Below are 15,322 nucleotides of genomic sequence, written 5' to 3'. Positions count from 1 at the left end.
TGGTGATGAGGGCCGCTACCCGCGGGCCAGCCGGCGAGATCCCCTATATTCCCTCGAACAGACGAACACTATCCAGGTACTCGGGCACCGCCACATTAGGCCAGCCCCGCTCCCGCAGCGTGGCGGCCAGGGCATCCGCGGCCGCGGGTTCCCCGTGCACCACGAAGGTGCGCTTGGGGGGCGCTTGGAAATTGCCCAGCCAGCGCAGCAGCTCCTGCCGGTCGGCGTGGGCGGAGAAGCCGTCCAGGTGCTCCAGGCGGCAGCGCACGGGCACCAGCTCCCCAAACATCTTCACGGCCGTTTCCCCATCCTGCAGGCGGCGGCCGCGCGTACCCTCGGCCTGATAGCCAATGAGCAGCAGCGTATCCTGGGCCCGGGGCAGGCGATGGTAGAGGTGATGGACAATGCGGCCGCCGGTGCACATGCCGCTGGCTGAAATAATAATCGCCTTCCCGGCCTTGTCGTTTAAAGCCTTTGAGTCCGACGCATCCGTCACGAAGCGCAGCCCGGGAAAGCCAAGCACGTTGCCGTCCCCCAGCCGGTGGGCCGCCGGATGGCGGGGATAGAGGTCGGACACGCGAATGCCCATGGGACTGTCCACGTACACCGGCACCAGGGGTACGCGGCCCTCGGCTCGTAACTTCTTGAGGTGGTAGAGCACGGTTTGGGTACGGCCCACGGCAAACGCGGCCACCAGTAGGACGCCCCCCCGGCTTACGGCGTCATGTACGACGCGCGCCAGCTCGGCTTCCGGGTCGTTTAGGCGCGTATCCCGGTTGCCGTAGGTGGACTCTACCAGCAGCACATCGGCCTGCTCTATGGGCGCCGGGTCGTGCATGACTGGGTTATTGTAGCGGCCCAGGTCCCCGCTGAACACCAGCTGCTTGCGCTGCGTGCTTCCCTGCACGGCCAGCTCCGCCACGGCCGACCCCAGGATATGGCCCGCCTCGCGAAAGGTTAGGGTAAGGGCGCCGTCGAGGAAAGTCAGGGGAGCGTCGTAGGCCACGCTTTCCACCAGGGGCAGCACCTGCAGCACGTCGGCCTGGGTGTAGAGGGGCTGGGCGGGGTGATGCTTGGAATACCCTTTCCGGTTGGCGAAAGCCGCTTCTTCTTCCTGGAGCTTGGCCGAGTCAAGCAGCATGATGCTGAGCAGATCGGCGGTGGGCTCGGTGCAAAAGATGCGGCCCCGGAATCCGTCCCGCACCAGCTTGGGCAGGTAGCCGCTGTGGTCGATGTGGGCATGAGTGAGTACCACCACCGCCAGCTCGGCCGGGTCGCAGGGCAGGCTTGCACGGTTGCGCAGCCGCAGCTCCTTGAGTCCCTGAAACAGGCCGCAGTCGATAAGCACCTGCTGGCGGCGGGTGGGCCCATCCGAGGGAGGAGCGCCCGCCAGGGTGAGCAGGTACTTGGAGCCCGTAACGCAGTGGGCCGCGCCGAGAAATTGCAGGCTGACATCCATAGGGTGGCAAGCAAAAGGGGTAGCTACCACAAGATTAGCCCGCCAGCCACTCAGGTGCCATGACAAAAATCAGCCGGAAGCCTAATATTCTACCGCCGGCCCCCGGAATGCTGGTTCCGCCCTACTCGCAGCCGGCTGTCTTGTCCGGCACAAGCACTTTATTACCTAGTTGCGGTAGGCTTACTGAAGCCCGTTTTCCGTAGCAGCAAGAATGTTCTTTAGGCTATTTCAGTTTGCCAGGATGCCGTCCGGCTGGTTGCATCAGACTCTTAATCGGCCGGGATCTGCCGGGCCCCGGCGGCACTCCGAACCGCCTCCTACACCAGCAGAGTGCAGACGGGCGGGGGGGGGCAAACACCAGTTGGCCACCTCAGTTGGCCACCGACCAAGCGAAGCAGGCCCCATCGCGCCGATCCGGGCGGGTGCCTGGGGCATCGGCCGAGCACAGGCTGCCCGCGTGGGGGTCGGCAAACAGGTAGCGGTGGGTAAGCAGGGACTGGAGCATCAGATCCCCGCGCTGCATGTCCTGCCACTGAAACAGGGAAGCGGCCCCCTGCTCCTCTTTCTCCAACCGCACCTCGGCCAGGCCGCCCAACCCGCGCACGGTTACCCAGTGGCCGGATGCGACGGACTGCAACGCCACCTGTCCCTTTCCCCGGTCAACCACCCGGAAGCGGCTGGCGGGGCCGGCGACGAGTTTATCGCGGGCGGGCAGGGGCCGCAGCAGGTTTTTCCAGCTGACCAGCACAGTGCTGTCGGCCAGGCTCGTAAGCTGAATTTCCTGACCGTAGGGAATCGGCCGGGTCAGGCCCCGGGGGCGAGGCTCCCGCACCACGAAGTCGTTGAAGTCAGCGTAGCCGCCGGGCTGGCCCTGCGTGTTGTAGTTGAACAGCGCGTAGCGCACCCCCTGGAACGTGCGCAGCTGAAATACCATGGTACACTCCGGCCCCAGGTCGGTATACGTGCGCCCATCGGGGCTGTAACTAAACCGGGCCTTTTCGGTATCGAAATTACAGCTTACCCGCAGCCACAGGCGCTTGCCGGCCAGCGGCCGCCGGACGGTTTGGCCGGTAACATGGTCGTACTGGCGCAGTTCCAGCCCGTCGGCTCCCCGGGCCGCGCCCAGCCAGGAATACGGCCAGTTAAGCAGGGCCAGGCCGGCCACGTCGCCGGGCTGCAGGTTACGCAGATCCACTTCCGTGGTTACCTCCGATTCGGGGCCGACCGCGCGCTGGGTGAGCGTGTTGCGGGCCTGCCAGAAATCGGGCGCGGGCAGGGAGTGCAGGCGCAGGTGTCCCCTGCGCTCGGCCAGGGACCACTGGCCCGGGGCCGGGGCGTGGTTCCACTGCCAGACAGGCTGCAGGCTGGCGGCGGCGAAGTCGTCGCTGCGGCGGTAAGGGGCGCGCGGCGCCCCGCTGGTCCCGGTGGCGGGCTTCACCCAGGTGCCGGGCGTCCGGGTAAGGTTGCCGGGAAGCCCAAAGTACGGCCAGCCCTCCTGCCAGGTCACGGGCGAGAGGCAGGTAAGCCGGCCCACCGAATTGTGGTCCATCATCGACCAGCCCCACCACTCCCCCGAGGGGGTTTCCACCAGGCCGCCCTGGTGCAGGGTGACACTACGCACGAGGTTGGGTACGGGGGGCGTAAGCGCAAACGGGGGCTGGGTGCCCCCGGCCAGCAGGTAGCCGGTGCCGAAGCCCAGGTTTTCCTCGGCACTGATTACCTGCACCTGGTAGGGGCCGCGCGGGGAAGCGGCCCGTAGGCACACCTGGTAGCAGAGCGGATCGTAGATCGTGTTGGTAATGTAGTACTGGCCCTTGATTTTGTAGAAATGGCAGCCCTCGCCCGCCCCACTGCCCTTGGTCACGATGATCTGCTCGGTTCCGGGCCGGATGTCGGTTAAATCGTCGGTGAGCTCGGCCAGGTGCAGGTCCTCGTAGCCCCAGACGGCGTACACCTTGCCGTCGTCGTCAAACAGCACCGACAGGTCGTGGAAGGACTGCTTGAGTTCGGTGTGCTTCCAGGGCCCCCGGGGATTGGTGGCGGTGTACAGCTGGGTTTTGCGCCCGTTCACGTTGGTGAAGATGTAGAACGTACCGTTGTGGTAGCGGAAGCTCGGCGCCCAGATTCCCTGCCCATAAATGCTTTGGCCGTTTTCCAGCCGGTAGGCGGGCCCGAAGTCCAGGGTGCCCGCGGCATAAGTTAGAAACTCCCAGTTAACCAGGTCCTTGGAATGCAGCACCGGCAGGCCGGGCATGGCGTGCATGGTGGTGCCCGTCAGGTAGTAGTCCGTGCCCACCCGGATCAGGTCGGGGTCGGAAAACTCGTCGTAGAACAGGGGATTGGTAAACGTGCCGTTGCCGTTGTCCGACGTCCAGGTGGGGGCCGCAAGTATGCTGGCAGCCGCTTTTTTCTGGGCCAGCGCGGGCAGCCCCGCCGTCAGGCACAGCCCGAGCAGTGTGCCCAGCAGCTTACCAAGTAGACGATTTACTTTCATGGGTAGTGACTTTCTGTACGTAGTGGGTGATTCCCTGGTCTGCGCCGCCCGGGGGGCTAGGCATTCCCGTAAGCGCCGTCCAGGAGCCGCCCTGGGGTAAGGGGTAGGAATGCCGCGGGGCGAATGTTACTTGTTAAATAGGTGATAGGCCTTCTGCAGGAAGGTCGGGTACAGGGGCTCGCGCCGGGGCATGTTCAGGTAGAACAGCGCAATCAGGTTGTTTTCCGGGTCAATAACGTACTCCGTACCGTACAAACCGCCCCAGGCAAAGGCGGTGTTAGACACGGCCGGGGCGGGTTTCTTGGTGGCATTGTACAGTTCAAAGCCGAGCCCAAACTGGAATCCGGGGCCGCCCGCGTTTACCGCCGGCAATTGGTTTACCCGCATCTGGGCAATGGTCTCGGGTTTAAGGATGCGGTGCCCGTTGAACTCGCCTTGGTTGAGCAGCATCTGGCAGAACTTGGCATAGTCCTCAATCGGTCCGTTTAAGCCAATAGCCCCTTCGGCGTAGGTTTGCTCGGCACTGACGGTAGCTTCGCTGTACAGATTCGAAGCCGGCTCGAGCTTGCCGTCCACCGCGTTGTAGGCTTTCACGAAGCGGCCTAGCTTGGCGGGCTCATAGTACCAGTCGGTGTCCCGCATGCCGAGCGGCTCCAGAATGGTTGCCTTGACATACTGCCGTAGCGGCTGGCCGGAAATGCGTTCAATCAGGTAGGCCAGCATGTTCGTGCTGAGGTGGTAGTTCCACTCCGTCCCCGGATCAAAGCCCAGCGGGTACTTGGCCAGGGCCAGCATCTCTTCCTCCAGGTACTTGGCCTCCCCCTGCCCGCCCGTGCGTTGGCCCTTGAGCGCAGCCGGGGCCGCGGCCGCCGCGGGGCGGCCTTGCGTATTCTGAGCCCGGCGGATATCGCCCACGAGGCCGGCGTTCAGGCCCGAGGAGTGAGACAGCAGGTGGGCAAAGGTCATGGGCGTGGCTACCGGGCGGGTTTCATAGGTTCCGTCTGCGTGGACGGCCGTGACTACCTTATCGGGAATGCCGGGAAAATACTTGGCCACCGGATCATCAACTTTCACCAACCCCTTCTCCACCAGGGTCATGAAGGCCACGCTGGTTACGGCTTTGGTTTGGGAAAACAGGATGTAGTAGTCGTCGGCGGTAGCCGGGGTGTTGTTGGCAAGGTCCTTCCAGCCAAAGGCCTTTTTATAGACGATGGTGCCGCCTTTGGCCACGAAGCCCACCACGCTGCTCGCTTTCTTTTGGTTGACAAAGGACTGCAGCAGGGAGTCCATGCTGGCAACGTTACGGGCGCTGACCGCAGCATTTGTCCCGGCAGCGGTCGGGGTAAATCGTTGGGGGACGGCCGTGGTGTGGCGCGGGGCGGTGCAGCCGCCCAGCAGGGACAAGGCGGCCGCTAGGGAAACGGTAGTCAGGTAGGCGTTAGGCATAGCAGCTGGGGCTTGGTAGTAAGGGAGGTCTGGCGCAGGCACGCAACGGCTCAGCCCCCCTGGGTTTGAAATGCATCCACCTCTTTATTCCCGCGGCTTTAAGTGCTTGGCGAGAAAGTTCTCGATCGCCGGATCGGTTACCTCGAGCTTGTCGGCGTAGGCTACCCCGTGGCCCACCCCCTCTATTTTCAGGTATTCAATGGGGGCGCCGGCCTGCTTCATTCGCTGGACAAACGCCTCGGTTCGCTCGGGGCGCACCACCGGGTCCTCACTGCCTTGGATAAGCAGCATGGGCGGCTGGCTGGCCGCCACGTAGCCGATCGGCCACCAGACGGGGTTGGCCATGGGCAGATCCCGGCCCAGCTCCGTGGGGGGAGAACCGCCGACCACCACCTGCAGCCCGCTGGAGTAGTCGTTCCAGCCGCCGTCGCCTTCCAGGCCGGCTGACTTCGGCGTCATGGCGAGCATCAGGGCCAGGTGGGCCCCGGCCGAATGCCCGTAGGCCCCAACCCGCTCCGGGTCCACGTGGTAGGTGTCGGCATGAGCCCGCAGCCAGCGCACCGCCGTCTTTACATCCTCGATGCAGGCTGGAAACGGGGCTTCGCCGGTTAGCCGGTAGTTGACATTCAGGGTCACGTACCCTTTCAGGGCATAGTCTACCATCATTTTCTGGTACACGGGGTCGGACTTGGACCCCATGCTCCACCCGCCCCCGTGCACGATTACCAAGGCCGGCCGCCGCTGCTTGCTTTTCTGGGCGGGCATGGCCATATCCAGCGTCCAGGCCGGGCTGGCGCCCGCCCGGTACCGGACGTCCTTGGCGATGGTAATGGGGTGGGAGCCGGCATCCCGGGCCGTCGGGAGAGGGCTGTTTCCGGGGTTGCCTGCCCGGCTGCAGGAGGCCGCCGCAACCGCCAAGGAGAGCAGAACAGCTGATACTAGCGTCGTTTTCATGGCTTTTGCGGGTTCAGATGTTTCGCCTTGACCGTCCAACCGGGGTAGGCGGCCAGGTTCTGCTGCAGGAACACGGCAGCCGGGGCGGTTTTGCCTTTCAGCTGCCAGTCCAGCCAAGCCAGCGCCATGCGGGCGAACGAGCCCCCGAACGGTTCCCCAAAAGTGCCCATGTGACCCGCCGTACCCAGATCAGCAAAGGCCACCGGCACGTGGTCGATTCGGTCGTAATCCAGCTGGGCATTGGGGTAGGCCACGTCCGAGGGTCCACCGATAATGTAGACGAGGGGACCGTGGAGCTTTCGCAGGGATTCCCGGTCGGCCCCGGCCATGCTCATGTTACCCATGCCGGCGTTGAAAATCACTGCCGTCTTGATGCGGGGATCAGCGGCGGCATACAACGCCTGGGCCCCGCCGCAGGATTGGCCCATGGCCGCGATTTTCGTGGGGTCTACCCGCTGGTAATACTCGCTTTTCTTATTCTGGCTTTGGGCCACGATCCAGTCAACGGCCCCTACCAGCATGGCGGAGGGCGTGGAGGCCGGGGCTGAAGGCGGCTCCTTGGCCAGGGCGCCGATGGCCAGGATGAGGTAGCCGTGGGAGGCAATTTCCGACAGCACCTTCTCGTGGGTAATGGAAGTATTGGCGCAGCCCCCGTTGCCGAAGACCAGCACCGGCAGCTGGCCCCCCTTCCGGGCGGCTGCTTTCAGGTCCTGGGGCCGATACACCACGTAGTCGGGCAGCGTGGCCTCCGTGGCGGCGATCGCTTTGTAGGGGCCACTGCTGCCGTTATCGATCACCTTGGAATCAAGCACTTGGCTTAGGGCTACCAGGGTGCTTACGCACAGCAGCCAACTCGTCAACAGATATTTTAGCATGGGACGACTATGTGGGAGTTAGTAGAAAAGAAGGAAGCGGTTTTTTCAGGCGGGCGGCGGCTAACCGGGTATTACCAGCTTAGTCGCAGCAGGGAAACGCCCTGGCGGGGCAGGGAGAAGTGCAGGGTGGTCTCTCCGTTCTTCGTGCTTATCCACGCCGGGGAGGTCAGCAGGGCCAGCTGCCCGGCCTGCTCGAGGGTGCGGCGCTGGGCCGGGGTCACTTGCTGGGGGGAGCCCAGGGCCTGCCACACAACGTAGGAGTTGCTGTGCTCCTGATCGATGCGGTAGTGCTGCAGCAGCGCCTGCTGGGCGCCCACGCCCCGCAGGGTCAGGGTTACCTCGGCCGGGGCGGCGGGCAGGTCATCGTTGTGGTAGTTCCACACCAGCACGGCGGCCGAGTGCCCCCCGGGCGCCAGGCTGGCCAGGCCGCCCACATCCGGGCGCTGGGTCTGGGCCTGGCCGTAAATATCGGGCAGGGTCAGGGCCGTGGGGTTGGCTACGGGCACGCGCTGCCCGCCCATGAGGCCGAGCATGCGGAAAACGTTCAGCACGGGCTTGTCCACGCCATGAGTGGCCAGGTCGCGGAAGCCGGCAAACCAGGGCTGGTCTTCAAACTCAAACGACCAGCTGACGGCCCCCTCCAGGTTGACCTCGTACTGGTCGGCCAGCTCGTAGAGCCGGGCGTAAGAGGCCGCCGTGTAGCTGGAGTACATCGTGCCGTTACGGTAGGCATTCTCGGGGTTGGTTTGCACCCCGCAGGCGGCGCACCCCTCCGGGTCATTTTCCCCCAGAATGATGGGCAGCTGCCGCAGGGTGGGAAACGAGGCCACAATCTCGAAGCCCTTGGCGACGTCCTCCAGCTGCACGCCCATGTTCATGCGCACGTGCCCGTCCACGACTTTGGGGGCGCCCTTGGCGTGAAAGGAAATGTAGTCCAGGCGGGTGCCGGTCTGGCCCGTGACGTAGTTGGTGCCGCTGACGCAGTGCTGCAGAAAGCCCCTCAAAAAGTCGGCCGCTTTATCCCAGCGCGGGCCCGTGGTTTCGGGTCCCCCCAAGGAGGCAGCGGGCAAGGCCCGGTGCACGGCGGCCTCGGTGTAGTCGTAAAGCTTGTTATACTCGGCCGGGGTGCCCTTCCAGTAGCCGATGTTGGGCTCATTCCAGAGCTCCCAGCGCCAGGTTTTCACTTCTGCCTCCCCGTAGCGGGCCACGCAGTGCTTTACCCACTGGTACACCAGCTCGCCCCACTTGGTGTAGTCCTTGGGCGGGTAGGCCCACCCCGTGTAGATGGACTCGTAGGGCTGGCCGGGAGCCCAGTGGTGCCGGTAGGGCGTGGGGTGGGTGGAGAGGGCTTCGGGCATGAAGCTGAACTGGGCGATCGGCTTCAGGCCCCGACTGACGTAGGTATCAAAGATGCGGTCCACAATCGTCCAGTCGTACACCGGGCGGCCCTTCCGGTCCTCGGTGTACACGTTAGTTGAGCCCCATTTCAGGGCGGCCGTGCCGTCGCCCGAGGTGAGCAGATTGTGGGGCCGCACGTACACCGGCCCCGGGCTCAGGGCCGCGAGCTCGCTCAGGAGCTTGGGCCCGTCCGTCATGTAGGTGTAGTTGGGCTCGTCATACCCAAAGTAGGCCCACAGCGGCGGCAGGGGTTTGGTGGGCTTGGTTAAGTCTACGGTGATCACAACCGGGGCCGGGGCGGGCGCATGGCCCACGGCCGGTAACCCCAAAAGCATCAGCAGCCCCGGCAAGAGGGACAAAAAGCGCAGCGTGATTTTCATGCAGCCAAAAGAACGGGGCCCTAATGTGCTGGCAGGGCTGGTGGGAGGGATTGTCAATTATACACAAACGATTGTGCTTATAATGCTTTTGGCGAATATCTTTTTCCTGACCCGAGTAAATAGCTGGTCCAGCCCGCCGAAACAGCAACCTTTTTCCTTGGTGGCTGGAACCATTAGGTTTCGTTGGCAGGCCACCACATGGCCGTACCCGGCATTCTCCCTGGCAGTAGCCAGCCGGCGCTCCCGCTAATTAATAGATCTTACTTTTCACAATCGTTTGTTTGCAAATAATCGATCTGACCCTTACCCCCATCTGGCGCTATGCGCTTGCCTATCCATTGTAGCGCAGGGTCACGCGCCGGGATACTGCTTACTCTCTCAGGGCTAAAGCAGCAGCGGCCTTTTCTTACAGCCAAGGACGGCCGACGACCCCGTTTATCGGAAGCCTGCCTGGCAAAGCACTTCTAAAGCCGTTACGGTATCTTTTGGTAGGGCCCTAGCTTACCACCTAGCTAAAGACTTCCCGTACGGGGCTGCATAAGACGGGCAGGGGTCGGGCAGGGCTAGACTTACAGGCCATCTGAAATCATGATCCGTTTAACCTGGCAATTTTTTCGCCGGGAAAGAAAAGCTGCGCGGTAAGCAGTAGATTGCCCCGGCAAGCGAACCCGCCTGGCCAAAGCCCGGGTGCCCCTGGCAGTAAGCCCGCCGGGCCCGCTTTTGCCAAGGCGTTAGCGGCCCTGCCCTCCCCTTTACCATTTCTAGTTACGTCCCGTGTTTTTTATGCGATTCCCGCTTCACCTTTTGCTAATAGGTTTTAGCACCTTATCTGCCGGCCTTTTCTCCCTGCGGCCCGCCCCGCCCCAGCCAACTACCCTCCTGGCCTCGGCCCTGCAGGCCTTCGGCCGGTCCCAGCTAAAGCAGCAACAGCTGGAGCTGATCAGCTCGGCCTCGCACGTGGGCTTTCGCTTCCAGGGCACGGAGTGCCAGGTGTATGCCGCCCTACCACCCGGGCAGGACCATAACTACTTGCAGTACGAGCTCGACGGGGTGTATCAAAAGCGCCTTAAAATCACGGGGCCGGCACCGGTCCGCCTCACGATAACCGCGCCCCGGGCGGGCAAGCACACGGTCTGGCTCTACAAAGCCACCGAAGCCCACACCGGGGCAATTGCCATAGAGAAGGTTACCGGGCACAAGCTCCGGGCGTTAACCCGGCCCCGGGCTCCCCTCATTGAATTTATCGGCAACAGCATCACGTGCGGGGCGGCGGCCGACCCCTCCGAAGTACCCTGCGGCAGTGGCCAGTACCACGACCAGCACAACGCCTACCAAGCCTACGGCCCCAGGGTAGCGCGGGCCCTGAACAGCAACTTTCTGGTTAGCAGCGTCAGCGGGATTGGCATGTACCGCAACTGGAACAGCCTGGGTCCGACCATGCCCCAGGTCTACGAGAAGCTTGATTTTCAGGAGCAAACCCCGCAGCGCTGGAACTTCGCGGCCTACTCCCCTGACGTGGTCAGCATCGCCTTGGGCACCAATGACTTAAGCACAGGGGACGGCATTAAAGAGCGCCTGCCGTTTGACAGCACCAGCTATACCCAGCGCTACCTGCAGTTTATCCAGCTAATTAAAACCAAGTACCCCAGAGCGCAGCTCGTGTTACTGAGCAGTCCCATGATCAACGGAAAAAACCGCACCCTGCTGCAACACTGCCTTACGGCCGTCCAGCAGCAAACCAACGCGGCATTCCCGGCCGACAAACCCGTCGCCGTGTATTTCTTCCAGCCCATGCAGGCCCGGGGCTGCGGGGGCCACCCGAGCGTGGAAGACCATGCCGTGCTGGCACAGGAGCTAGCCCCTTTCTTCCGCACCCTGCTCTACCCCCCGGCCGGGAAGCGGGGGCAGCTACCCCGGGCCCGCTAGCCGGCCCGCCCGGGGCTAGGGAGTGCGAAGCGCATGCTGGGTGGCCTCTAAGGCGACCAGTAAGTACACCAATGGAGCATTCCAGTTGATGGCAACCTCATTGGAGGCGTAAGAGCACACGTCATCGACGTAGGCCCGGGCCGGCTGCCGGGATGGGTACTGGCAGCTGTCCTGCCGGCCGGCGTTGGGGCCGCCCACCAGAAAGCCGGGCAGGGGCGCCGCAACCCCGTCGGCCTCGGCCAGCCGCTGGTGCGGGTGCTGCGGGGTTTTGGTGCCAAATCCCGTCAGGAAGCAGTAGCCCGTAGCATTACGTCCCAGCAGGTAATCCAGGTTAGCAAGGGCGTAGCGCAGGTAGTTCTTGTCGCGGCTGAGCTGGTAGGCGGCTACCAGCACTAGGCCCTGGTTGGCGGCGTTGGCATTACTACCCCAGTTGTAGTCCGACACCTCTCCGCCCATGATGGTGCGGTAGGGCTGCCTTTCGCCAGCCTTCACCAAGGCCTCGGCCAAATCCAGCAGGCGGGTGCGCACGGGCACCAGGTCCTGCTGCACGGCCGCCGGCAGCTGGCTCCGGAAGCGCAGCAATGAATACAGCCCCAAGGTCTGGACCTGGCTCCAGCTCGGCACGGTAGCCGGCCCAGGCTGGGCCAGGGTGGGTTGTAGCACCGCATAATACTGCGGCTGGCGTGTGGTTAGGTAAAGCTCGGCCGCCGCCCACGCCAGCTCGTCCTGCAGCTCTTCGTCGCCGTAGGCGCCGGTGCTGATGGCCGGAGTAAACTGGCGGTTAAGCTTTTCCTGCTGATAGGTGACGGCTGGGTGCTGCTGGGCCCAGTGCCAGGCCCGCATGGAGGCTTGCAGGCAGGAATCGGAAAGGCCCGGCAGCTGCCGCTCAAATCGCCGCATAATTCGGCTGGCCTGCGCTAACACGGCCGCAAAATCGAGCGTGGCGGCGGTACTTTTCTGCACCACGTACCGCGGGCTGGTGGCTTGCGTGGGCATTACCATCCCATCAAAGCCCGCATTAGTGAGCTTATGGTACACGCCCCCGTCCTGAGGATCCTGCATGGCCAGCAGCCAGCGCACGTTCCAGAGTGACTCGTCCAGGAGATCGGGCAGGCCGTTGGCGCTTTCCGGAATATCGGTTTTCAGTTGGGCGGAGTAGGCCGGGAAATCTTCGTAGAGAGAAAGCAGCGTACCCAGCGTAATGCCCGAGTTCACCACGTATTTGTTGTAGTCCCCGGCATCGTACCAGCCCCGGGAAGCGGAAATAACGGTGCCGGCCGGGCGCTGGGCCGTAGCCGCCGAGCTATGCACCAGCACGCGAGAATCGGGATGGCCGGCCGGACGGTTCCAGGCTCTGGCATACCTTGCCGGCAAAGCCACCGACGCCCGCTGGTAGTAATAGCTTTTCAGGGCGGCGCGCGCCGCGGGCTCATGCACCCGCGCCCGAATCTGGAATGGATAGGAAACGCCGAGACCCGGCACCTCCAGCACATAGGTACCCGGGGTGGTGCAGCCGGAGAAATCCGCAATCCGCAGAGAGGATGCGCGGGCGGTTCCGGAGGCTGGAGCACCTAGCGTGCCGGTAAACACAGTTGTCCGGCGGTCGGGGGTTTTCAGCGCAAACGCCTCCCCTGCTGCCCCCGTGACTACGGCCAGCTTGGGGGCGCCGGGGTAGTAGCCGACTTGGTTGAGCCGGATGCTGTCGGTAACGGATTGGGCCGGCAGCGGCCGGACCAGGCCTGCTACCAGCAGCCAGGCCAGGCTACCGCCCAACCAGGTTCGGGAAATGGACTGAAGGCTGGAAGGGTGCCGCACAACGCAGATGGTAACGGGGTTGCAGAAAACAAAGAAGGCAGTAAACGTAAAAAAAGCCGCCCTTACCGGAACGGCTTTTTTATCAGAACCGATATCAAACGTAATTCCCACACAACGTCTGATCCGGTTGCCGCTACGCAGGTTTGGCGTCAATGCACGCATCCGCCGGCTGCCTGGTTAGCCCATTCCCCTGTGAATACGGAGTGTTTCTCCTTCCGTACCCCCGGCGTTGCCAAGCAGTTTAAACCCTAGTAGCTGGTGCAAGATATAAAAAGTTTGCTAAATCGATTTAGCGAATTTACTTTGCTTCTTACTTATCCGGAGGGCTCCATTGCCGGCTGCCTCGGCACTTGCCTTCCCCGCTCCTGTTTTCCACCATCCCATCCTCCGTTTTTATGAACTACCTCTATTCGTTAGGGCAGAAACCTGGCTGGTGCCGGGGGCTGCGGCGCTTCGCTTTGCTGGGAGTGTGGGCATTGCTGCCGCTTTCCTTGCAGGCTGCGCCGGCCATCAGGCTGGAGGCAGAAAGTGGCCTGCTGCGCAACCTACGCCCACTTAGCTCAACGCCCGGCTTTACCGGCACCGGGTACGCCGGCAACTTTGAGCAGTCCGATGCCCAGCTTACCTTCCGCTTCCCTGCTGCTGCAGGCTCCTACCGGCTTACGCTTCGCTATACCTCTCCTTTCGGCCCGAAAGAATACCAGCTGGCCGTAAATGGGGAGGAAAGCGGGTATACGCTGCCGGGGCCGGCAGCAGGTTTTCAGGATAGTGAAGTGGGCCGATTTAAGCTTCAGGCTGGTGAAAACACCATTACCATCCGCCGCGGCTGGGGCTATTTTGGCCTCGATTACCTGGAGCTGACGCCGGACCCGGCCAACCGCCCCGCGGCCATTGTACCCCTGGTAAACGGCCGCGCCGAGGCCGAGCTTGGGACGCTCACGGGCGTCCAGACGGTTACCACGCCCGCCGGCTTTTCAGGCACCGGCTTTGTGTCAGAATTTGATGCTGCTACCGACCAGGTCAGCATCCAGATTGATAACCCCAAGGCTGGCCTCTACCAGCTGGGCATCGGGTATACTTCGCCTTTTGGCGAGAAAGGCTACGATCTGCAAGTAAACGGCACCAAAAGCAGTGGCCTGTTTGCCCAAACCGGGGCCGATTTTCGCACGGCGGAAGCCGGCCTGTATCTGCTGCCCAAAGGCCTGAATACGATAACCATCCGTCGGGGCTGGGGTTATTTCGGCATCGATTTCCTGCAGCTAACTCCGGCCACTGCCGCGTTGCCGGCGCCGGTACCCGGCCCGCTTACCAATGCCAATGCCAGCGCCTCGGCGCAGGCGTTACTTACCTTTTTGCGCGGCCAGTACGGAACCAAGGTATTGGCGGGCCAGCATGCCGGGCCCGAAGACAAGCTGGCCGACCTACACTACATCCTTACCAAAACCGGCAAAGAGCCGGCGCTGGCCAGTTTCGACTTAATTGAATACTCGCCTTCGCGGGTGGAGAATGGCTCCCGTCCTGCGGGCTATTCGGAGCAGTTTCTGGCCTGGGCCCGGAAAGGGCAAGGGCGGGGCATTGTAAGTTTAATGTGGCACTGGAACGCCCCCACGGACCTCATTAACAGCCCAACCAACCCGTGGTGGCGCGGCTTTTACACGGATGCCAGCACTTTTGATATAGCTGCCGTGCTGGCCGATAAAAGCGGCAGCCGCTACCAGCTGCTGCTGCGCGATATTGACACTATTGCCGCGGAGCTGAAGAAGTTCCAGGAGGCCAATATTCCGGTACTCTGGCGGCCCCTGCACGAGGCCGAAGGCGCCTGGTTCTGGTGGGGCGCCCAGGGTGCTGCGCCTTACAAGGAGCTGTGGCATCTCCTCTATGAGCGGCTTACTACCCATCATCAGCTGCACAACCTGATTTGGGTGTACGCCTGCACCCAAAGCGCCAGCCCCGGCTGGTACCCCGGCGATGCCTACGTGGACATTGCCGGCCTGGATCTCTACCTGGATGCCTCTGCCAACATGAGCAGCGACTGGGCGGGCCAGCAAGTGCAGTTGGGAGGTAAGAAGCTGGTCGCGCTGGCTGAAAGCGGCAACCTCCCCGATCCAGACAACATTCGGGGCTATGCTACCTGGTGGTCGTGGTTTACTATCTGGCAAGGCAAAGACTGGATTCAGCACCAGCCTGAGGCGCTGCTTAAGCGCGTGTATAACGACCCGGATATTATTACGCTGGATGAGCTGCCCAACTGGAAAGGCACCGTCACGGCAACTAAAGGCAACCTCGGGCCCGAGGCGTTGGCCGTGTATCCCAACCCCGCCTCGGGCCTCAGCCTGAACGCCAGCCTTACGCTGCCCGCCCCGCAACAGGTCCTGATTACGCTCAGCAATAGCCTGGGGCAGCCCGTGCACCACCTGCGTACTACCCTGCCCAGTGGCCCCAACTTTTTCCAGCTACCCATTTCCAACCTCAGCGGCGGGCTGTACCTGCTCACGGTACAAGGCCCCACTATGCCCTTGCTCTCCCGCCGGGTTTTAATTGAAAACTAACTTAGCGGGCCTTCTGCTCAACTTCC

9 protein-coding genes are annotated in these 15,322 nt (G+C 63.0%); 2 read left to right on the top strand and 7 right to left on the bottom strand.

The annotated features are described in order from the left end of the window. Positions 1-43 precede the first annotated feature (43 nt). From ACYVHC_RS18420 to ACYVHC_RS18395, 6 genes are all read right to left on the bottom strand, one after another. Positions 44-1,459, bottom strand: a complete 1,416-nt coding sequence (locus tag ACYVHC_RS18420) for an MBL fold metallo-hydrolase RNA specificity domain-containing protein (protein WP_460615263.1) — start codon at positions 1,457-1,459, stop codon at positions 44-46. Positions 1,460-1,829: 370 nt separating this feature from the next. Then, complete coding sequence (locus ACYVHC_RS18415) at positions 1,830-3,953, bottom strand: family 43 glycosylhydrolase (RefSeq protein ID WP_460615262.1); 2,124 nt, start codon at positions 3,951-3,953, stop codon at positions 1,830-1,832. Between the two features lie 126 nt (positions 3,954-4,079). After that, positions 4,080-5,399 carry a serine hydrolase domain-containing protein gene (locus tag ACYVHC_RS18410; RefSeq protein ID WP_460615261.1) on the bottom strand — a complete coding sequence of 440 codons (1,320 nt, stop codon included), beginning with the start codon at positions 5,397-5,399 and terminating at the stop codon, positions 4,080-4,082. Between the two features lie 84 nt (positions 5,400-5,483). Next, entirely contained in the window at positions 5,484-6,353 is an 870-nt protein-coding gene (locus ACYVHC_RS18405) for an alpha/beta hydrolase fold domain-containing protein (RefSeq protein WP_460615260.1), read from the bottom strand. Continuing rightward, entirely contained in the window at positions 6,350-7,228 is an 879-nt protein-coding gene (locus ACYVHC_RS18400) for an alpha/beta hydrolase (protein ID WP_460615259.1), read from the bottom strand. Before ACYVHC_RS18400 ends, ACYVHC_RS18405 begins: the two co-directional genes overlap by 4 nt. Positions 7,229-7,299: 71 nt before the next feature. Further along, on the bottom strand, positions 7,300-8,961 hold the full coding sequence (locus ACYVHC_RS18395) for a GH39 family glycosyl hydrolase (protein WP_460615373.1): 1,662 nt from the start codon (positions 8,959-8,961) through the stop codon (positions 7,300-7,302). 849 nt (positions 8,962-9,810) lie between these two features. On the opposite strand from ACYVHC_RS18395, the gene ACYVHC_RS18390 reads away from it, so the two are divergent. Beyond that, positions 9,811-10,932: an SGNH/GDSL hydrolase family protein gene (locus ACYVHC_RS18390; RefSeq protein ID WP_460615258.1), complete on the top strand. Its 1,122-nt coding sequence runs from the start codon at positions 9,811-9,813 to the stop codon at positions 10,930-10,932. A gap of 15 nt (positions 10,933-10,947) precedes the next feature. On the opposite strand, the gene ACYVHC_RS18385 is transcribed toward ACYVHC_RS18390, so the two are convergent. Continuing rightward, positions 10,948-12,747, bottom strand: a complete 1,800-nt coding sequence (locus ACYVHC_RS18385) for a glycoside hydrolase family 9 protein (protein ID WP_460615257.1) — start codon at positions 12,745-12,747, stop codon at positions 10,948-10,950. A 395-nt stretch (positions 12,748-13,142) separates the two neighbouring features. Between ACYVHC_RS18385 and ACYVHC_RS18380 the strand changes: the two genes are divergently transcribed. Beyond that, positions 13,143-15,296, top strand: coding sequence for a glycosyl hydrolase (locus tag ACYVHC_RS18380; protein WP_460615256.1), 2,154 nt, complete (start codon positions 13,143-13,145; stop codon positions 15,294-15,296). Positions 15,297-15,322 lie beyond the last annotated feature (26 nt).

Source organism: Hymenobacter seoulensis, assembly GCF_054780535.1.
The sequence above is the reverse complement of the archived record's forward strand: the minus strand, read 5'-3'. Positions and strand labels throughout refer to the sequence as shown.